10 protein-coding genes and 1 riboswitch are annotated in these 20,874 nt (G+C 62.1%); of the genes, 6 read left to right on the forward strand and 4 right to left on the reverse strand.

The genetic code is table 11. The annotated features are described in order from the left end of the window. Positions 1-99: 99 nt before the first annotated feature. The 3 genes from metE to AC1DIJ_RS01925 all read right to left on the reverse strand — a co-directional run bounded on the left by metE (position 100) and on the right by AC1DIJ_RS01925 (position 5,047). On the reverse strand, positions 100-2,427 hold the full coding sequence (metE, locus tag AC1DIJ_RS01915; protein WP_112388641.1) for a 5-methyltetrahydropteroyltriglutamate--homocysteine S-methyltransferase: 2,328 nt from the start codon (positions 2,425-2,427) through the stop codon (positions 100-102). 102 nt (positions 2,428-2,529) lie between these two features. Next, a riboswitch (cobalamin riboswitch) is annotated at positions 2,530-2,725 on the reverse strand. 75 nt (positions 2,726-2,800) lie between these two features. Beyond that, complete coding sequence (locus tag AC1DIJ_RS01920; protein ID WP_112388642.1) at positions 2,801-3,475, reverse strand: response regulator; 675 nt, start codon at positions 3,473-3,475, stop codon at positions 2,801-2,803. 156 nt (positions 3,476-3,631) lie between these two features. Then, on the reverse strand, positions 3,632-5,047 hold the full coding sequence (locus AC1DIJ_RS01925) for a sensor histidine kinase (protein ID WP_310290819.1): 1,416 nt from the start codon (positions 5,045-5,047) through the stop codon (positions 3,632-3,634). A gap of 422 nt (positions 5,048-5,469) precedes the next feature. Between AC1DIJ_RS01925 and AC1DIJ_RS01930 the strand changes: the two genes are divergently transcribed. The 5 genes from AC1DIJ_RS01930 to AC1DIJ_RS01950 all read left to right on the forward strand — a co-directional run bounded on the left by AC1DIJ_RS01930 (position 5,470) and on the right by AC1DIJ_RS01950 (position 18,707). Continuing rightward, positions 5,470-12,516, forward strand: a complete 7,047-nt coding sequence (locus tag AC1DIJ_RS01930) for a peroxidase family protein (protein ID WP_477831165.1) — start codon at positions 5,470-5,472, stop codon at positions 12,514-12,516. A 69-nt stretch (positions 12,517-12,585) separates the two neighbouring features. Then, positions 12,586-14,322 carry a type I secretion system permease/ATPase gene (locus AC1DIJ_RS01935; protein WP_112388645.1) on the forward strand — a complete coding sequence of 579 codons (1,737 nt, stop codon included), beginning with the start codon at positions 12,586-12,588 and terminating at the stop codon, positions 14,320-14,322. Positions 14,323-14,336: 14 nt separating this feature from the next. Next, positions 14,337-16,961: a cadherin-like domain-containing protein gene (locus tag AC1DIJ_RS01940; protein ID WP_112388646.1), complete on the forward strand. Its 2,625-nt coding sequence runs from the start codon at positions 14,337-14,339 to the stop codon at positions 16,959-16,961. Positions 16,962-16,992: 31 nt separating this feature from the next. After that, complete coding sequence (locus AC1DIJ_RS01945) at positions 16,993-18,279, forward strand: HlyD family type I secretion periplasmic adaptor subunit (protein WP_310290811.1); 1,287 nt, start codon at positions 16,993-16,995, stop codon at positions 18,277-18,279. A 155-nt stretch (positions 18,280-18,434) separates the two neighbouring features. After that, entirely contained in the window at positions 18,435-18,707 is a 273-nt protein-coding gene (locus AC1DIJ_RS01950) for a hypothetical protein (protein WP_112388648.1), read from the forward strand. 3 nt (positions 18,708-18,710) lie between these two features. Here AC1DIJ_RS01950 and AC1DIJ_RS01955 read toward each other — a convergent pair whose 3' ends face one another. Then, complete coding sequence (locus AC1DIJ_RS01955; protein WP_112388649.1) at positions 18,711-19,487, reverse strand: DUF1194 domain-containing protein; 777 nt, start codon at positions 19,485-19,487, stop codon at positions 18,711-18,713. A gap of 204 nt (positions 19,488-19,691) precedes the next feature. On the opposite strand from AC1DIJ_RS01955, the gene AC1DIJ_RS01960 reads away from it, so the two are divergent. Beyond that, positions 19,692-20,867: a TadE/TadG family type IV pilus assembly protein gene (locus AC1DIJ_RS01960; RefSeq protein WP_310290808.1), complete on the forward strand. Its 1,176-nt coding sequence runs from the start codon at positions 19,692-19,694 to the stop codon at positions 20,865-20,867. Positions 20,868-20,874 lie beyond the last annotated feature (7 nt).

The following is a 20,874-nucleotide window of genomic DNA, read 5'->3' on the forward strand; positions in this document are numbered from 1 at the left end:
GCCGAAAAAATGAATGTGATGTGGATAACGGAAGATTAATGCGGATTGGCTGTGGAAAAGAGAAGCCGGCAAAAGCCGGCTCCTCGAATACGATGACGATCAGGCCGTTGCCGTGGCAACGCGTTCGCGCAAAGACCGCGCCGCCGCCACCATATTGACTAGCGCCGGCTTCACTTCCTCCCATTTGCGGGTCTTCAAGCCGCAATCCGGATTGATCCAGAGCTGCGAATCGCCAAGCCGCTCGCGCGCCAAAAGAAGCAGACCGGTCATATCGGCAATATCGGGAACGCGCGGCGAGTGGATGTCGTAGACACCCGGGCCGATCTCGTTCGGATAGTCGAAGCTGCGGAATGCCTCCAGCAGCTCCATCTTCGAACGCGATGTCTCGATCGAGATCACGTCCGCATCCATGGCGGCGATCGCATCGATGATGTCGTTAAACTCCGAATAGCACATATGCGTGTGGATCTGTGTCGCGTTGCCGACACCGGTCGAGCACAGGCGGAAGCTTTCGACGGCCCAGTCGAGATAGGTCTTCCACTGCGAGCGCCGCAGCGGCAAGCCTTCCCGAAGTGCTGCCTCGTCGATCTGGATCATCCTGGCACCCGCCTTTTCGAGATCACCGACCTCGTCGCGAATCGCCAGCGCGATCTGCCGGCATGATTCGCTTCGGGCGATATCGTCGCGCACGAAGGACCAATTGAGGATCGTCACCGGTCCAGTCAGCATACCCTTGACCGGCCGGTCCGTCAGAGACTGGGCATATTGCCACCAGCCAGTCGTCATCGGCTTCGGCCGCGCGATATCGCCGAAGATGATCGGCGGACGGACATAGCGCGAGCCATAGCTCTGTACCCACGCATGCTGCGTGAAGGCAAAGCCCGACAGCTGCTCGCCAAAATACTGCACCATGTCGTTGCGCTCGAACTCGCCATGGACGAGCACATCAAGGCCGATTTCCTCCTGCCAGCGGATGGCTGCTTCGGTCTCTTTGCGCAGGAAAGCCTCATAGTCCGCATTGCTGAGCGTTCCCTTCGCATGTGCCGAACGCGCCTTGCGGACTTCAGACGTCTGCGGGAAGGACCCGATCGTCGTCGTTGGGAACAGCGGCAAGCGGATATCCGTCTGCTGGATCGCCTTGCGCTCGGCGAAGCCGGCCTTGCGGCGCTTCATGGTCTCGTCGATCGCTGCAATCCGCTGCCTGACCGCGGGATCATTGACCTTCGGCGATGCCGCGCGGGCGGCCGCGGCCCTCGAAGAGCTGCCGATGGCATCCGTCACGCAATCGCGCCCCTGCGAAAGTGCCTGGCCGAGGACCGCCAGCTCATCCAGCTTCTGCGTGGCAAAAGCCAGCCATCCCCTGACCTCGGCATCAACAGCGGTTTCGAGAGCAAGATCGATCGGCACATGCARAAGCGAGCAAGATGGCGCGATTTCGATTGGACGCGTTTTGGAAAGCGCCTCGACCCGATCCAGCAGTTTCTCAAGATCAGCGCGCCAGATGTTGCGGCCATCGATGACGCCGAGAGATAATACCCGGTCATCAGGCACCGCCGATACGACCGCATCAAGCTGCTCGGGCGCGCGCACCAGATCGACGTGCAGACCGGCAACCGGCAGCGCCGCTGCTGTCTTGAGATTGTCGCCCAATGCCCCGAAATAGCTGGCGATCATGATCTTCAGGTTCGGAACCAGCTGGTGAAGCGCGCTGTAGGCCGTGGTCAGCGCGTACCGCTCAGCGTCTGCGAGATCGAGCACCAGGGCTGGCTCGTCGATCTGCACCCAATCGGCGCCCGCAGTGCTGAGCTCCGCGAGGATGCCCGCATAGACAGGCAGCAACCGGTCGAGCAGTTCGATCGGATCGAAGCCTGGCTGCGTCGCCTTGCCGAGCTTCAGGAACGTCACCGGGCCGAGAATGACCGGGCGCGTGTGGATGCCGAGCGCCTTTGCCTCCCGGAACATCTGCAGCGGTTTGTTTTCGGTCAGCGCGAAGCGCTGGTCGCGGGTGAATTCCGGCACCATGTAGTGGTAGTTGGTATCGAACCACTTGGTCATTTCGAGCGCCGGAACGCCCTCATGATGATGCGCATGGCCGCAATCGCCGTGCTCAGCGCCCACTGAGCCGCGCGCCATGGCGAAATAGATGTCGAGATCGACGGGACCGCCCTTCCAGCCATATTCGGCCGGTACGGCGCCGACCATCACCGCCGTGTCGAGCACATGGTCGTAGAGGGAGAAGTCGTTGGACGGAATGATATCGATTCCCTTGGCCTTCTGCAGGGCCCAATGTTCGGCCCGCAATGCCTTGGCGACGTCGAGAAGTGCTGCCCTATCAAACTTTCCGGCCCAATAGCTTTCCAGCGCGAACTTCAGTTCGCGGTGCTTTCCGATACGCGGGAATCCGAGATTTGCAGTCTTGATGCTCATGTTTCCTTACCCCGAGGGTTGTGGGCAAGGCTTGGGATGACGCATCGGCGCGCGGACACAGGCGTGCCGGTCGCAAAAGCGGCACACCGGACACCCCGCCCGTGGACGTTATCGATCGCGGCAGGTCTCCTGGCTTGCGGGTCAACGCTGCCGTCCGTCTTCCCGGGGCGTCTTCCCCAGTGACATGAGTGGACGGCCGCTCGCCGCTTACAGTTGCGGGGGCAGCTCCGGCATTTTCACCGGATTCCCTCTTAGCTCCGGACCAAAGGTCCGCAGAACCACGATGACACGAGCATGTCGCATCGCGGATCTCACGTCAATAGACATAAAGATATGTTTATGTCTTTGTTTCTCGGCTAGCTGTACTCGCCGACTACGACAACAGCATCGAGGACGGCGCGCCGGTCTCCACGGGAGCCTGCAGCTTCTGGGCAGCAAGCACCACTTCGACGCGATTGCGGGCATCGAGCTTCTGCATCAGGATCGTCATGTAGTGCTTGACGGTCTTCTCGCTGATATCGAGCATGCTGGCGATTTCGCGGTTGGTCTTGCCCTGCAACAGGTAGTTGACGATCTGCTGCTCGCGGGCGCTCAGGCGCTTCTGCATCTGCGCCTTGCGGCGCACCTCGGCCGTCTTCATCGACAGGATCACCTTGGTGGCGAAACCCGGCGTGATGAAGGTGCTGCCGTCATGCACGGTCTTGATCGCCTCATACAGATCGCGCGCCGTGCTACCCTTCAGCACATAGCCGCAGACGCCGAGATTGAGGACCTGAATCGCCGTGTCGATATTGGCGGTGGCGGTGAAGACCACGACCTTGGTGCCTTCGTAATTCTTCTGGATCAGCTCGAGTGCTGCCAGCGTATCGCCCGGCATGCTGAGATCGGTGACAAGAACGTCGGGCCGGTGCTCCTCGACGATCTTCAGCGCGTCGATGGCGTTCTGCCCGCGGGCAGTCACCCGAAGACCTTCCTTCGCCGAGTAAAGATTAACGAGTCCATCCAACAATATTGGATGATCATCAACGAATGCGACCGAGATAGACATAATGACGAATAAACCCCCTCGTCTTCTTTCCGATAGCTCTAAAGTAAACAGAGCCAAACATAAAGACGGATTTTAATGCTTGGTTAACTTCATCGGATTTCTGTCTATTCGATCTCTATGCTTTCAGCCAGTTATCAATTCGGATAGTCCGTCACCTTATAGGCCAGTTGCGTCGGCCTGCTGCAGCTCCAGCACCATCTCCAGGATCATGCCGCCCCCCGGCCGCTTGGTGACAGCAAGCTTGCCGCCGAAGCTCTCGATCCTCTGCCGGAGGCCATAGAGCCCCATTCCGCCCTCGCGCGCCGCAAACGGCACGGTCCCGGAAGGCAAACCGTCATCCTCGACCGAAATCGCGATGACGGGCATGTCGATCCGACATCGGACACGCTGGCCGTTGCCACCAGCGTGGCGGTAGGCATTGTTGAGCCCTTCCTGAACGAAGCGGTAGATGCAGGTCTTCAGCGCCGGCGGCAGGTCGGCATTGGTGCCGCTGGAGACAAACGCGACCTTGGTCTTGGTCCGCGCCTCATGCTGCCTGATCGCTTCGGCCACCACGTCCTTTGCCCAGAGATGCAGTATCTCCGGCAAGAGCAGCGATTTGGTGACCGTCCGAGCCTCGATCAGCGCTTCACCCAGTGTCTTGCTGGTCTCGTCGAGGAGCCTTGCGCGCTCATCCTTCTTGGTCAGGTCGCGCAGCTCGTCGAGCTGCAGGATCGCCAGTGTCATCAGCTGTACCGGGCCGTCATGCAGGTCGGCGCCGATGCGGCGGATGAAGGTCTCGTTGAGGTTGGCGAATTCCATGGAGGCCCGGCGCGCCGTGTCCCTCAGCTCCATCAATTCCTTCGAGGCGGACTCTGCCTCCTCGGCGCGGTGGCTCAGAACCTGCCGCTGATGCTCGATCGTCCGGCTGCCGCGCCTGACGATCAGGAACAGCCCGAGCATGACGACGAAGGAGAACAGCGCCACCGTCGTCCAGGTGACCACCCTCAGCCGCGCGAGCTCATCGACAAAACCGCTCGGATCCTCATGGATCTCGGCCACACCGATGATCCGCCCCGAAGCCTGGTCATGCAGCGGGCTGTAGATTTCGAGATATTCGGTATTGATGTTGCGGAACGTATGCTCGTCGGCATGAAGATCCGCATAGACGGCAACAATTTCGCCTTTCAAGGCGCGCTGTAGGCCCTCGGGGAAACTGAAGCGGTGGCCGATCATCTGCTTGGTCCGGGAATAGGCAACAGTCCCGTCGGGCGCCCATATCTCGATATGCGGGAAACGCGCCTGGAGATCCGCATCGCCGAAAAGCGCGTCGAGATGAGCGATGCTGGCGGCCTTAAGGCGCGTCGAGGCGCCCAGTTCCTGCACCTCAGCCTCAGTCAGGCTCTGAACCAGCAAGGCCGTCGTGCCGGCCTTTCCGCTGAGCGCTTTGTCGGCAACCAGCCGCGTCGTAAGATAGCCCGCAGAAACCGTGGCGATCAGAATAACCAAGCTGCTGGCGATCAGGAACTGCGTGGAAAGGGTCCGCTCGGCGCCCCATCGAAGGATACGGTTAAACAGTCGCGGCGCTTCCACGCTTTCATCTACGCCAGCATTTCTGGCGCCTAAGTATTCGTCCGGCAAAACGTCCCCCCAAGGCCGATAGCGCTATCATCCTTGCAATATTACCCAAGGAAATAAAAGACCATTTTTGTACTATAGGCCCGTATGAATTCTATCAGACCAAAGGCCAATTCATCATAGGACCTTACTCCCGGAAGGATAAGGACCGAAGACCTGCTTTTGCCGTGGACGAACATCGAAAACATCGTCCGACCATGCGCCGTTCAAAACCCCGGCAACTTTCCGCAAGATCGCATCATCCCAAGCCAGCCCTGCAAGGCGGGCTTTGAAGACATCAGGGGCAATTCAAACCGCCGGGCTCGCAGCGCGATCCGGCGGACAGGACAAGTTTGCGAAAAACCAGGCGCCAGGACAGCGCGCCGACGGAGGGGAAAATGGTTACGCTTGTAAGACACGATCTCGAGTTCATCCTGAAGCAGATCGCCATCGCCGAACAGCATGCGGCCGGTGGTGACCTTGCCGCGCTCGTCGCCGAAGCCGGCGAAGCAGCCGGCGCGACCGGCACCGGTGCACCGCAGGCGCATCTCCTGCCCTACGGCCTCCGAACCGTCGACGGCAGCTACAACAACCTGCTCGATGGCAATGAAACCTGGGGCGCAGCCGACCAGCCGTTCACGCCGCTGGTGCAGCCGAACTACGTCAACGAAAATGACGACTCGCTGGCATTCGGCCCGGGAACGGTTCTCACGAACGGTAACTATGCGCCGGGTACCCCCAGCGCCGTCGGCCCGGGCACCGTCGTCGACGCCGATCCACGCATCATCTCCAATCTGATTGTCGATCAGACCAGCAACAACCCGGCAGCCATCATGGTCTACCAGGCCATGATCGACGAGGGCAAGACAGCGACGCGCGTACCGATGCAGGACGCCAATGGCGCGCCCATCGTCCATGCAACCAATGTCGTCGGCCCCGATGGCACCGTTCTCGCCGCCGCGGGCAGTCCCGTCTACGTCTACACTTTCGAGAACGTCTCGCCCGATATCGGCGACTCCGCGCCTTACAACTCGATGTTCACGCTGTTCGGCCAGTTCTTCGACCATGGCCTCGACCTCGTGGCCAAGGGCGGTGCCGGAACGGTCTATATTCCGCTGTCACCGGATGACCCACTCTACAATCCGGCAACGCCGCACACCAATTTCATGGTCCTGACCCGCGCCAGCCGCGATGCCGATGGCGAAGTGGCTGCCAACACCACGACGCCGTGGGTCGACCAGAACCAGACATATACCTCGCATGCATCGCATCAGGTCTTCCTGCGCGAATATGTCATGCATGAGGGCAAGCCTGTCGCGACCGGCCATCTGCTTGACGGCGCGCGCGGCCTGCCGACCTGGGCCGACATCAAGGAACAGGCTCGCGAGATGCTCGGCATCGACCTGACCGACGCCGATGTCACCAACATTCCGCTGCTGCGCACCGATCCCTATGGCCGCTTCATCCCCGATGCCAACGGCTTCGCGCAGGTCATCACCGGCATCGGCGCCGACGGCATTCCGAACACCGCCGACGACATCGTTGTCTCAGGCACGCCGGGCGCTCCTGTCAGCACCGCTGGAGCCGTCCGAATCGGCCACGCCTTCCTCGATGACATCGCCCATGCCGCAGTACCGGTCATCGCCGGTGGCGTACTGCAGGCCGACAGTGACGACGCCGTAGGCTATTCCGGCGGCTTCAACACCCGCGGTCAGCAGACTGCCTACGATGATGAGTTGCTCGACGCGCACTACATCACCGGCGACGGCCGCGGTAACGAGAATATCGGCCTGACGTCGATCCACCACATCTTCCACTCGGAGCACAACAGCGTCGTCGAGCAGACCAAGCAGGTCGTCCTCGACAGCGCCGACCTGGTCTTTATCAACCAGTGGCTGCTTGAGCCGATTACCACGCTGCCGACAACCGAGGCAGAACTTGAGGGACTCGTCTGGAACGGCGAGCGTCTGTTCCAGGCCGGCCGCTTCACCACCGAAATGCAGTATCAGCACCTCGTCTTCGAGGAATTCGGCCGCAAGATGCAGCCGGATATCGATGCCTTCGTCTTCGAGCCATCGACCGACATCAATCCGGCGATCTTCGCCGAGTTCGCCCACGCGGTCTACCGCTTCGGCCACTCGATGCTGAACCAGGATATCGACCGTCTCGTGGAAAATGCCGACGGTACTTTCAGCTTCGATAACATCACATTGTTCGACGGCTTCCTGAACCCGCTGGAACTCGGCGCGGTCGATGCCAACGGTAATGTGCTCGTCAATCACGACCAGGCAGCCGGTGCCATCATCCGCGGCATGTCCCGACAGGGCGGCAACGAAATCGACGAATTCGTCACCGACGTTTTGCGCAACCAGCTTGTCGGCATCCCGCTCGATCTTGCAGCGCTCAATATCGCCCGTGGCCGCGACGTCGGCCTGCCGACGCTGAACGAGGCACGTGCCCAGTTCTACCAGGCAGCCGGTCAGGACACGCAGCTGAAGCCCTATGTCAGCTGGACCGATTTCGCGCTGAACCTGCAGAACACCGCGTCGATCGTCAACTTCATCGCTGCCTACGGCACGCACTCCTCGATCACCAGCGCGGCGACCCTCGACGCCAAGCGCGCTGCGGCCGCCTCGATCGTGCTCGGCACGGCCGGTGCACCTGCCGACCGCCTGGAATTCCTGAATTCGACCGGCGCCTGGGCGACGGCTGAGACGGGTCTCAACGACATCGATCTGTGGATCGGCGGCCTTGCCGAGAAGAAGATGGATTTCGGCGGCATGCTCGGCTCCACCTTCTCCTTCGTCTTCGAATTGCAGATGGAGAACCTGCAGGAATCGGACCGCTTCTATTATCTCTCCCGCGTCCAGGGTCTGAACCTTCTCAACGAGCTGGAAAACAACTCGCTGAGCAAGATCATCATGCGCAATACCGATCTGGGCGAAGGTTCGACGGCGCTGCCGGGCGACATCTTCTCGACGCCTGACCATACGCTTGAGATGGACATCTCGAAGCAGGTCGGCGCCGATCCGATCTTCACCGATGCGATCCTGCAGGCGCTGACGCCGCTGGTCGTGCGCCGCGACACCGATGGTGACGGCGACCTCGACTACATGGCCTATCACGGCGGCGACCACGTCGTCATGGGCGGCACCGAGGACGACGATACGATCATCGCCGGCGAAGGCGATGACACGATCTGGGGCTATGGCGGCAACGACACGCTTGAAGCCGGCTACGGCGTCGACCACGTCCACGGTGGCGAGGGTGACGACATCATCACCAATGCCGGCACGGATATCGGCGCGGCCGACTTCCTGCATGGCGAAGGCGGCAACGACGTCATCCATGGCGGCAGCGGCCTGGCGCTGATCTTCGGCAATGACGGCAAGGACTTCATCATCGCAGGCCCTGACGGCAAGCACGTGCTCGGCGGCCTCGGCGACGACTTCATCCGCGGCGGCGACGGCGGCGACTTCCTGATGGGCAACGAGGGCAACGACTGGATCGAAGGCGGCGGACGTTTCGACACACTGTCGGGCGAAAACTCCGAGCTGTTCTTCAATTCCTCGATCATCGGCCATGACGTTCTGAACGGCGATGGCAGCGACACCGATTACGACGCCGAATCCGGCGACGACATCATGTTCCAGGGCGATGGCATCCAGCGCAGCAACGGCATGGCTGGTTTCGACTGGGCAATCCACAAGGGCGACAATACCGCAGCCAATTCCGATCTCGGCATCCCGCTCTTCGCCACCCAGGAAGCCTTCATCCTGCGCGACCGCTTCGATCTTGTCGAAGGTCTCTCCGGCTGGGTCCATGACGATATCCTGACCGGACGCGTCGCCCCGACCAATGCCCGGGCCGAGCTGCAAAATACCGCAGCCATTCCGGGTACCGGCAGCCCGCTCGAAAGCTATTCGAACGCGCTGCTCGAAAAGAACCTCAGCCTGATCGCCGGTCTCTCGCAGCTCGTCGCCCACCGTGCCCGTACCTCTGTCACGGTCAACGGCGTCACCGAAACAATCGTCATGGATACCGCTGACGCTTCCGACATCCTGCTCGGCGGCGGCGGTGATGACATCATCACCGGCCTCGCCGGGGACGACATCATCGACGGCGACCGCTGGCTGAACGTCCGGATCCGCATCAACGACCTCAACGGCAATGAGATCGGCTCGTCCGACGGCCTGTCGAAGGGCGTCTTTGCGCCCAGCGGCGCCGCAATGTTCAACGGCCGCACACTCAGCGACCTGATGTTCGACCGCACGCTGAACCCGAGCCAGCTCGAAATCGTCCGCGAGATCATCGACGGCGAGGTAGAGGGCGATATCGATACGGCCGTCTATACCGACGTCCGCGCCAACTATACGATCACGCAGAATGCGGATGGCAGCATCACCGTCGCTCATACCGGCTTCGACGAAGACGGGGGGCCCGACGGAGATGAGGAAACGGTTGCCAATCCGGTTTCCGACGGCACCGACCGCCTGTTCAACATCGAGCGGCTGCGTTTTGCGGACGGCGAATATGCGCTGAGCCCGCCGCAGCTCCAGCTCTACACGCTCGATCGTGGCCAATACCGCGACGACTTCAGCCCGTCCAACTACACGGGTACCGATGGCACCACGCCCTGGACGACACCTTGGACGGAGTCTAGCGACAACAACAGCGCCACCAGCGGCGATGTTCTCGTCACCGGCGGCACGTTGCGCTTCGACGATAACGGCAATGGCGCCAGCGTGCAGCGCGCCGCCAACCTTGCAGGCGCGACGACGGCCCGTCTCACCTACGATGTGAACGAAAGCGGACTCGATCAGGGCGATACCGTGACCGTCTGGTTTGCGGCCAATGGCGTCAATTTCATCCAGATCGACACTATCAACTTTGCAACAAACGTTGCAGAACGGAGCATCGATCTGACCGGTCCTTTTACCGCCGGGGCCATTGTTCGCTTCACATCCACCGCACTCGGCAATAATGACATCGTCGATATCGACAATGTCACGATCGACTTCACCCGCCCTGCGGCGGCGCCATCGATCAACTATGCGACGACCTTCGTCGAGAATGGCGATCCGGTTGCGATCGCCTCCGGTCCTGCGATTACCGATGAGGATGGCCAGATCGTCTCCGCACGGATCGTTCTGACCAATGCCCAGAACGGTGACCAGCTAAATGTAGGCGCTCTTCCTGCAGGCATCACCGCCCAGACCGACACTTTGGTTGCCGGCCAGATCGCCATCACACTGACGGGGACTGCCACGCTTGCCGCCTACCAGGCCGCAATCCAGGCGATCACCTTCGGCAACAGCTCGGACCAGCCGGGAACGGTGGCACGCGTCATCACCGTCACCGTCAACGACGGCCTGATGAACAGCAATCCGTCGACCGCAACGATCGCGGTTACGGCCGTCAACGATGCACCTGTCGCCGGTGACGATAGCGTCATCACCAATGTAGAGACTGGCAGCTTCGTCATTCCCGAATGGGCACTGCTCGCCAATGACACGGATGTCGACAGCCTTCTCAATATCACCGGCGCAACCGAGAACCAGACCAACTTCGCGGTCGCAGTGAACCCCGCAGGCGACGTCACGGTCACGCACTCGACCACACAGCAGCGCAACTTCACCTACACGGTGAGCGACGGTGCTGCGACCGATACGACGACCGTTACCGTCACCCGCGACACCAACGACGTCAGCGGCACGGCAGGCAACAACATCCTGATCGGCGACAACTCCGGTGATACGTTCGACGGCGGCACCGGCAACGACATCATCCTCGCCGGTGGCGGCAACGACACCATCGTCTGGAACGCCAATAACACAGGCGCAACGGATGGACGCGACATCGTCGATGGCGGGGCCGGCACCGACACATTCGACCTCAATGGCCGCACCGGCCAGGGCGGCAACGAAACCTTCCGCATCTATACGCGGCAGGCAGCCGAGCTTGCCGGCATCACCGGCCTGATGGCGACGACGGAAATCGTCATCACCCGCAACGGTACCGACAATGCCTCGGTGATCGCTGAACTCGACAATATCGAGGAGATAACCGTCGGCAACATCACGCTGGATGACGGCACGCCGACTGGCGGGACAACGGGTGGCGACACCATCACCGTCATCGGCGACTTCTCGCAGACCAGCCTGGCGCTGAACACGATCACCATCGACGGCACTAATGGCGACGACGTCATCGACATCTCGGCGCTGCAATCGGCACACCGCATCGTCTTCCGCTCGAATGGCGGTCACGACACGATCGTCGGCACGCTGCGCCCGCAGGATGTCATCGAACTTCCTGAGGGACTGACTGCGGCCGATTTCGAAACGACTGTCGATGACGAGGGACGCACGGTCATGACCCGTGACGGCAGCTCGATCACCTTCGTCGGCCCCAATGGTTCCGAGCCGCCGGTTGGTCCCGGCGACGACGACCACGAGGAGGAGGAAGAAGAGCAGGAAGGCAGCGGCAGCTGCGACGATGATGACGACGACGGCGAACAGCCGTCCGGCGGCGAAGGCCCGGCTCCGGCCACGCCCCGCACGCTTGTTGGCACCGGTGCCGGCGAGGCCCTTTTGGGTGCAGCCGCAGCCGACATCATCCTGGCAGGCGATGGCAACGACATCCTCGTCGGTGAAGCCGGCAGCGATATCCTGCGCGGTGAAGGCGGCCACGACCTGATCACCGGCGGCGCAGGCGCCGATGTGATGTCGGGCGGTGATGGCGATGACGAAGTGCACGGCGGCGCCGATGCCGACCATATCTTCGGCGACGCAGGGGCAGACCGGCTCTATGGCGACGATGGCAACGACGTCATCGAAGGCGGGGCGGGCGACGACCAGGTCTGGGCGGGCGCCGGCAACGACCTCATCCTCGCCAAGCTCAACGACGGCTCCGACACCTACTGGGGTGGAGATGGCAACGACACGCTGGACTATGCAGCGGCCACCACCAACCTCACCGTCGATCTCGGCAACGGCTTCATGGGCAGAGGCAGTGTCGCCGGGTCGAGCACAGGAACCGATACCGTCTACGGCTTCGAAAACTTCATCGGTGGGTCCGGCCACGACACGATCACCGCGTCGCTCGCCGTCAACATCATCGATGGCGGGGCTGGCGAAGACGTCTTCCGCTTCACCTCGGCGGCAGCGGCCAACGGCGACAAGATCTATGGCTTCCAGCCGGGAGACAAGATCGACTTCTCGGCCATCGACGCCAACACGTCTGTCGCCGGTGTCCAGGGCTTCGCGCTGAAAGCGGGCTCGATTACCGCCGCCGGCCAGATCGCCGTCAGCCACGAAACCATCGATGGCGAGGCCTTCACGGTGCTGCGCGGCAACGTCAACGCCGATCCGGAAGAAGACTTCGAACTGATGATCGCGGGCACCCACAATTTGAAGGCATCGGACTTCAACGGTGTCTCCTGATCGATGGCTCTGCCCCATGGCCGCTGACGGCCATGGGGCATGCCGAATGAATTGCCGGAGGGGAAAATCATGGCAACGAAGAAGAAAGAGCCGCAGTACAAGATCGACAAGGCGCGCGGCGTCCTGACCTATCTGTTCGGCCTGTCCGGGCTCATCAACATCCTGGCGCTCACCGGCGCCTTCTACATGCTGCAGATCTACGACCGGGCGCTCGCCAGCGGCAGCATCTCGACGCTGATCGCGCTCTCGGTTCTGGCAATCGGCCTTTACCTCTTCCAAGGCGTCTTCGACATCCTGCGCTCGCAGATCCTCGTGCGTCTCGGCGCCAAGATGGACACAACGCTGGCGCCGCTAACCCACCAGGTTGTCGTCGAAATGCCACGCTACGGCTACTCGACGGCAGAGGCGGCCGAGCGTGGCCGCGACGTCGATACGCTGCGCAGCTTCCTCGGTGGCCAGGGCCCGATCGCGCTTTTCGACCTGCCCTGGATCCCGATCTATCTCGTCTTCGTCTGGCTGCTGCATCCGGTGCTTGGCATGCTGACGCTGGGCGGCGCAGCAGTCCTCGCCTGTCTGACGATCCTCGCCGAAGTGCTGACGCGGCGTCACGCCCATACGATGATCAAGGCCGCCGTCACCCGCAACGCCGTGCTCGATTCCAACACCCGCAACAGCGAAGTCCTGCATGCCATGGGCATGACTCAGCGCGCCGTTGATCGCTTCGAGCGGGCCAATCGCTATCACCTCGAGCACCAGACAAAGACCTCCGATATCGGCGGCACGCTGTCGGGTCTCTCCAAGGTGCTGCGCATGATGCTGCAGTCGGCTATCCTCGGTCTCGGCGCCTATCTGGCGATCGGCGGCGAACTCTCGGCCGGCGCCATCGTCGCTGCCTCGATCGTCACCAGCCGCGCGCTCGCCCCCGTCGATCTGGCGATCGCGCAGTGGAAGAGCGTCGTCTCGGCACGCCGCAGTTACAACCGCATCCAGGAAACGCTGGCTGTCCTGAACGGGAAGGAAGAGTTCATCCCGCTTCCCGAACCAAAGGAAAGCCTGAGGATCGAGGGGCTGACAACCGTTGCGCCCAGCACCGGCGCTGTGCTGCTCAGCGAGGTCGGTTTCGAACTGAAGGCCGGCCAGGCACTCGGCCTCATCGGCCCGAGCGGCGGCGGCAAGACGACATTGGTCAGGAGCCTGCTCGGCATCTGGCCGGCGCTGCGCGGTTCGGTGCGCATCGATGGCGCCGATCTCGGCCAGTGGAATGCCGATTTCTTCCGCGATCACGTCGGCTACCTGCCGCAGGACGTTGCACTGATGGACGGCACGATCTCCGATAACATCTGCCGCTTTGCCGAGGAGCCGGATCCACGCAAGATCATTCTCGCGGCCAAGGCGGCCGGCATCCACGACATGATCGTCCACCTGCGCGAAGGCTACCAGACCGAACTCGGCCCGAACGGGACTGCACTTTCGGCCGGTCAGCGGCAGCGTGTGGCGCTGGCCCGCGCGCTCTATGGCGACCCCTTCCTGGTGGTACTCGACGAGCCGAATTCCAATCTCGACGCCGAGGGTGAAGAAGCCCTGACGACGGCCATTCTCTCGGTCCGGCGCCGCGGCGGCATCGTCGTCATCATCGCCCACCGCCCCAGCGCTCTGCAGGCCGTCGACATGGTCGGGCTGATGCAGGGCGGAAAGCTCACCTCCTTCGGCCCCAAGGAAACGCTGCTGCAGACCAAGGCCAAGCCGCTCGCCGTCGAGAAGTCGTTCGGCGACAGCCGATCGCCGCGCTCGACGGCCGCGGAATAAGGGAGCGCGCTGTCATGGAGGAGAAGCTCACCCTTGGCCTGCCGGATGCGCAGGCAGCGATCGCGCCGATCAACAAGTACCGCGAGAAGGAAGAGAGCAAGAGCGGACCGCGCAAGTTCTTCATGCCGCTGACGGCCTTCTCGGCGCTGGCGATGATGTTTGCAAAGACCGAGCCCGGCGCACGCAACCAGCAGCCCGAGGCCAAGGAGCAGGAGCCGGAACAACCCTCCAACGACGATTACGGGATCATCGAGGACGTCACCGCCTTTCTCCAGACGCTCGCGAGCGAGGCCGCCGCTCCGGAAGCAGGTGAACAGCAGCCTGCCGTCCGGCTGAGTTTCCGCACCAGCACGTTCTACGTCACGGACATGCCGCCGCGTCTTGAGCGCACCGTCCTGAGCGGCACGGCCAACGACAATCTGCGCAGCATCATCGACGCCGGCGAAGGCTTCGAGTTTCCAGCGCTGCGCCCGCCCGTTCACCTCGACCTGCCGTCCCGCGCAACGCGCAGCACTTCCGCCAGCGGCGCGCCCTCCAGTGGCAATCGCAATCCCGATGACCAGGACGACCCGGACCCGAACCGGGCGCCGGTCAGCCTCGGACGCTACACATTCTCCAGCGGCTTCGTGAACCTTTCGGCGCTGGTCATGCTCGACGACCTGCTCGCCCATATGTACGACCCGGATGGCGACAAGCTCAGCATGAACGACATCTCGGTATCGAGTGGCCAGATCCGCGCCTACGGGCAGGACATGTGGCTCTATACGCCGCAGCGCGGCTATATCGGTGACGTCACCTTCACCTATGACGTGTCCGATGGTCAGGCCGAAATCCGCACCGGCGCGCTGTTCAACCTGCGCAAGGCGCCGCCCCATGAAATCCAGGGAACGGAAGGCGCCGACACGACCGGGACGCCCGGCGAAGACCTGATATCCGGCCTCGGCGGCAGCGACGTGATCTATGGGCGCGAAGGCGACGACATTATCTCCGGCGACGGCGGCGACGACCTGATCCTCGGCGGCGACGGCGCCGATACGCTCTACGGCGGCGCAGGGAACGACACGCTCTTCGGTGGTGCCGGCAACGACGTTCTCTTCGGCGGCGACGGCGATGATCGTTTGTTCGGCGAGGCAGGCAACGACACGCTGATCGCCGGACACGGCAACGACGCGCTGAGCGGCGGCACCGGCGCGGACCGGCTGTTCGGCGAAGATGGCGATGACAGCCTGCTCGGAGAGGCCGGCGACGACTATCTCGACGGCGGCGATGGCGACGACGCCATGACCGGCGGCAGCGGCAACGACGTCGTTATCGCCGGCAAGGGTAACGACACGATCAAGGCCGGGCTCGCGGGCGAGGAAGCGCGAATGGCAGTGGCCACGGCGCATGATGGAAATGACAGCTATTCCGGTGGCGAGGGCATCGACACCTATGACATGAGCAGCGCCCGCAAGTCCGTCGCCGCCGACCTTTCTCTTGGGACCGCCAGCGGCGAAGAGATCGGCAGCGACAGGCTCGTCGATATCGAAAATCTCACCGGCGGCGCGGGCGACGATACGCTCACCGGCAGCGATGCCGCCAATATCCTGGCCGGTGCCGACGGCGACGACACCCTTTGCGGCAAGGATGGCGACGACACGATTTCCGGCGGAAACGGCGACGACACCTTCGTCGTGCTTGCCCGGAGCGGCGATCGCGATGATGACGACGACGGGGATGATCACTATTCCGGAGACGATGGCTTCGATACGCTCGATCTCGCTGCGCTGGTCCAGGAGGTCATCGCCGATCTCGAAGCGCAGCTGGCCGAGGGTCAGGAGATCGGCCGCGATACGATCGAAGGCTTCGAGGCCGTGATCGGCGGCGCCGGTGACGATCGCCTTTCCGGCAATTCGGCGGCCAATATTCTGGTCGGCGGCAACGGCAACGACCGCCTCTCCGGCCGCGCCGGCGATGATGTGCTGACCGGTGGAGATGGCAATGACATCGTCTCCGGCGATAGTGGCGATGATATCGTTCTCGTTGCCGTCCACGCCGCCGATGACGGCCGCAACGGACGGAGCGACGGCGACGACAGCTATCAGGGCGGTGACGGCTTCGACACCTACAGTGCTGCCGGGGCCGTGCATGCCGTCATCATTGACCTAGATCAGGGCACTGCCACCGGCATCGATATCGGCAACGACACATTGGCAGGCTTCGAGGCCGCGATCGGCGGCAGCGGCGCGGACTTCATCATCGCCGGAGATGGCCTCAACTTCCTGGCCGGTGGCGCCGGAGACGACGTCTTCGTCTTCCGTTCGCTGGCATCGATCGCCAACGATGGCGACGGCCGTGACCAGATCCGCGACTTCGCCGTCGGCGACCGGATCGATTTTTCCGGGATTGCCGCCAGCATCGGCGGACTGGTGTTCGGAGCGCCCGATACAGACGGCCCGCAGCAGCCGATGAACCGGATCATGCTCTATCACGAGAGCTTCGAGGACGGCGACCGGACCATCGTCAAGGCGATCATCGACTTCGAGCGCGACGAGGATTTCGAGATCCTTCTCTACGGCCGCCACGAACTGACCGAACAGGACTTCATCCTGGCGGCACGCGATACCGGCGCGGATGGCACCGCTCCGCATCAAGCCTGATCACAATCAAAGAAAAGCTAGGGGAAAGCACATGCAGCCGGCAAAGAAAGAAACACAAAAGCAGTTCGGCATTTCGGGCCGCATCTATCTCTCGGCGTTTCTCGCCGGGGCGCTGGTCTTCGGCATTGGCGGCTGGGCCGCACAGGCGAAGCTCTCGGGTGCCGTCATCGCGCAGGGGCAGGTTGCCGTTTCGCAACAGGTCAAGGTCATCCAGCACCGCGATGGCGGCATCGTTTCGGAAATCCTGGTGCGCAACGGCGACGCCGTCCGCAAGGGTTCCGTACTTTTCCGCCTCGACGAAACTCAAACCCGTGTCGAACTGACGATCGTCCGCAGCCAGCTGCAGCAACTGCAGGCGATGATGGCGCGACTTTCCGCCGAACGCGACGGGGCCGAAACCGTCAGCTTCGCAGGGCTCGACGTCCCTGTCGCGCTCGCCAGGAGCGAGACCAAGCTGTTTACCGAAAACCTCGGCATGCTCGCCAATCAGAAGGAACAGCTGCGCCTGCAGGCCGCGCAGCTGCAGCAGCAGGTGGAGGGCTATCGCGCCCAGCAGCAGTCGAACGACGAAGAAAAGGCAATCATCGATCTGGAACTGCAAAAGACCAACCAACTGCTGGCAAGAGGCCTGATTCAGATCACCCAGCAGCGCGACGCCGCCCGGCAGAAGGCGCGAATCGAAGGCGCCCGCGGCGAGCTGATCGCCCGCATGGCCGAAACTGAAAACGAGATCAGCGAAGTCAGGATGAAGCTCCTGTCGCTCGATCAGAACCGCCGTAAGGAGGCGCAGACGGAGATCGTCGGGCTGGAGGCCAAGATTGCCGAACTCACGGAACGGGAAGTCGCCGCCGGTGACCGCCTGTCACGGATGGAAGTGCGCGCGCCGGTCGACGGCCTGATCTACGACATGCAGATCCACACGATCGGCGGCATCGTCGGCGCCGGTGCGACGGTGATGTCCGTCGTTCCCGATAGCGAAGAGATGACCGTCGAAATCCAGGTGCCGCCTGCCGACATCGACCGCATCGCCCCCGGCCAGCCGACACGCATGCGCTTTACGGCCTTCAATCAGCGCACGACGCCCGAATTTCACGGCGCCGTTGACGTGGTGGCCGCGGCCACGGCAACCGACCGCACCACCGGGCGGCCGTACTATCTCGCCACCATCAAGCCTTCCGATCTGCTGCAGCTCGGCAACCGCAAGCTCGTTCCCGGCATGCCTGTGGAAGTCTATGTCCAGACCGACGAGCGCAGCGCGCTGTCCTATCTGGCAAAGCCATTCACCGACCAGATGATGCGGGCATTCCGCGAGGACTAGAGCCCGGAAATCCACTGGAAGCCGATGGGACGCGACCTGTTCGCGCACCCGTCGGCTCCAACGCGTTAACCAATCGTTAACCATATTGGACCAGCCTTGGCGGCAGTCGCGGCCTCTTCTTGAGGCGGCATTTGCAAACAGATCGAGGTGGTAAGATGCGGCTCGTCACTCTTCCCGGCAAGATTCTCGCCAAGGCAAATCATACGCTGATCATCATGGGCGACGGCGCGGCGCGCCAGGCCGTCTGCGTGCTCGATGAAGCGCTGAAGGCGGCAAATCCGCAGCGTATTGACGCCGTGCGTCAGCATCTCGGGCTGATCGAGCGGATCGCCAGCGGCAAAACCGACAGAGGCGAAGTCGCCTTCGACGGCCGTGTCTGGATCACGTCGGCCGATCTCACGGTCAATAGCGGCGGACGCCTGCATTGATCCTCAGCGATCGAAGAAATCCTGCCACTGCTTTTCGCCGGCCATGCAATCGCTCTTCGGCGGTGCAGCGGCCTTCTGGATGTCCGGAACCGGGCTGAGGCCGCTGACCTCAAGCACCAGCTTGCGGCGGACAGCGATGCCGAAATCTTCGATCTTGTAGACCGGCAGCACGAAAGCGCCCGGGCCGCCGATGACGCAGTCGGCATAATAATTGTCGAGGCCGCCCGGCGCCCCTGATGGCCTTAGCATCAGCGCCAACCCGTTGATGATGAGCCCCGCCTCCACCGCCTTGTCGCGGGTTGGCGCAACAGGGTTGCCGGCATTGTTTGTGCCGTCGCCCGAAACATCGATCACCTGCCGCATCGCTGTATAGGGGCTCGAAACGATCATCGACGCTCCCTGAGTGATCGCCGTCGATATCGATGTCCGCCTCTGGGTGTTCAGCGGCCGCTGTTCCAGTTTATCGGCAAATGCGATCGCATCGCTTTCGGTCTCGATCAAATGCCAGTCGAGCACGGAGCCCGGCACCACGAAGCCGGCCCATTCGAAATAGCTGATGGCGATGCGCCCCGTCAGTCCGCCTTTGACGGCGTCGATGAATTCCTTGTGCTTGAGCGCCTCGACATAGCCCTCTCGCTGGATGCGCACCTCTTCGAAGTCCATCGACCGGGACGTATCGACGGCCAGCACGAGCTTGACGTCGACCTCGCCGGCGCCTGCCTGTACCGGCATGGCCGCACTTCCGGAGAGCGTCATGAGTATCGCAAGCGTCTCGAACATCGGCAATCCAATCACCGGCTATGGACCCTGCCGAAGGATATAGTCCGAACCGTGCATCCGCCAATGCGGCTTCGAAAGATTGTCGTGTCTCAAAGACGGTCGCTTCTTTGAACACGTTTTGCTTGTGTTAAGCACCCGGATAGATCGCACGGCACAATCCTGGATATAAGCCGTTACAACCGGATGTCTGGCTTTCTGCAAAACATGCGGCAGCTACGCACCAGCCGCAATGGCAACTTCGCGATGATGACCGCGATCGTCCTGCCTGTGCTCATCGGCGCCGCAGGGCTGGCGATCGATCTCGGCAACATCATGCTCTCTCAACGCCAGTTGCAGGAAGCAACCGATTCCGCCGCGCTCGCGGTCTCGACAGCACTTGCCGATGGCAAGGCCGACGAGACTTCCGGAAAGGCTCTGGCGAAAGACTTCGTCGGCGGCCAGATGGCCAATTATGTCAGTTCCACGTCAGCAACCGCGATCAAGAACGCCACCAATGCGACGATCACGACGACAACGAGCGCGACCGGAAAGTCCTTCACCGTTGCAGTGAATTCTTCCGCGACAGTGACGTTGACGCCGCTGATCGCGTTCCTTGCCGGTAGCAGCAAGACGATCGCGGCAGCGAGCAACACAACCAGCGGATCCGGCAGCACCAAAAGCGGTCTGTCGATGGAAGTGCTCGTCGACGAATCCACCTCGATGTCGCAGAACACCACGACGCTGAAAAGCGCAACATGCATCATCCCGATCTTCAATGGCTGCCTGCTTTACGGCCCGCCGGTCTATGTCACAAAGATCGAGGCCCTCAAGCAGGCCGCAACCGCGCTCTTCGATGCCTTCGACAAATCCGATCCTTCTGCAAAATACGTTCGTACAGGCGTGATCTCCTATACTGCAGGCATCAAGGGGAAATCGGCGATGGCCTGGGGAACAACGGATTCGCGGCGCTACGTTTCGAATATCGTGGTCGCTCCGCTCAGCGGAACCGACGCGACCGCGGCCGTGAATACAGCGACCACAACCATCAAGAAGAACATTTATGGCACGGACACTGAAAGTGTCGAACAGAAGAAGAAGGACAATGCCAACTCCGACAGGGTGATCGTTCTGATGACCGACGGTGAAATGACCGGCATGACTGACCAGTGGAGCAAGGCGCTCGACCAGTCGGTGCGCGATGAATGCGCTGCCGCCAAGAGCGCCGGCATCACGATCTACACCGTCGCCTTCATGGCCCCTGCCAACGGCAAAAACCTTCTCAAATATTGCGCATCAACGACGGCGAATTACTATGAGCCGGAAACCATGGATGGACTGGTCGCCGCCTTTTCGTCTATTGCCCAGACCGCCACCAAATCCGTAAGCCGCCTGACCAATTAGCGGTGCA

Source organism: Rhizobium sp. 10N427, from assembly GCF_056394605.1.

Bases quoted from the DNA above. Each gene is read 5' to 3' on its own strand.
- AC1DIJ_RS01920 (WP_112388642.1), bottom strand. From the start codon at position 3,475: ATGTCTATCTCGGTCGCATTCGTTGATGATCATCCAATATTGTTGGAT.
- AC1DIJ_RS01930 (WP_477831165.1), top strand. From the start codon at position 5,470: ATGGTTACGCTTGTAAGACACGATCTCGAGTTCATCCTGAAGCAGATC.
- AC1DIJ_RS01935 (WP_112388645.1), top strand. From the start codon at position 12,586: ATGGCAACGAAGAAGAAAGAGCCGCAGTACAAGATCGACAAGGCGCGC.
- AC1DIJ_RS01940 (WP_112388646.1), top strand. From the start codon at position 14,337: ATGGAGGAGAAGCTCACCCTTGGCCTGCCGGATGCGCAGGCAGCGATC.
- AC1DIJ_RS01945 (WP_310290811.1), top strand. From the start codon at position 16,993: ATGCAGCCGGCAAAGAAAGAAACACAAAAGCAGTTCGGCATTTCGGGC.
- AC1DIJ_RS01950 (WP_112388648.1), top strand. From the start codon at position 18,435: ATGCGGCTCGTCACTCTTCCCGGCAAGATTCTCGCCAAGGCAAATCAT.
- AC1DIJ_RS01955 (WP_112388649.1), bottom strand. From the start codon at position 19,487: ATGTTCGAGACGCTTGCGATACTCATGACGCTCTCCGGAAGTGCGGCC.
- AC1DIJ_RS01960 (WP_310290808.1), top strand. From the start codon at position 19,692: ATGCGGCAGCTACGCACCAGCCGCAATGGCAACTTCGCGATGATGACC.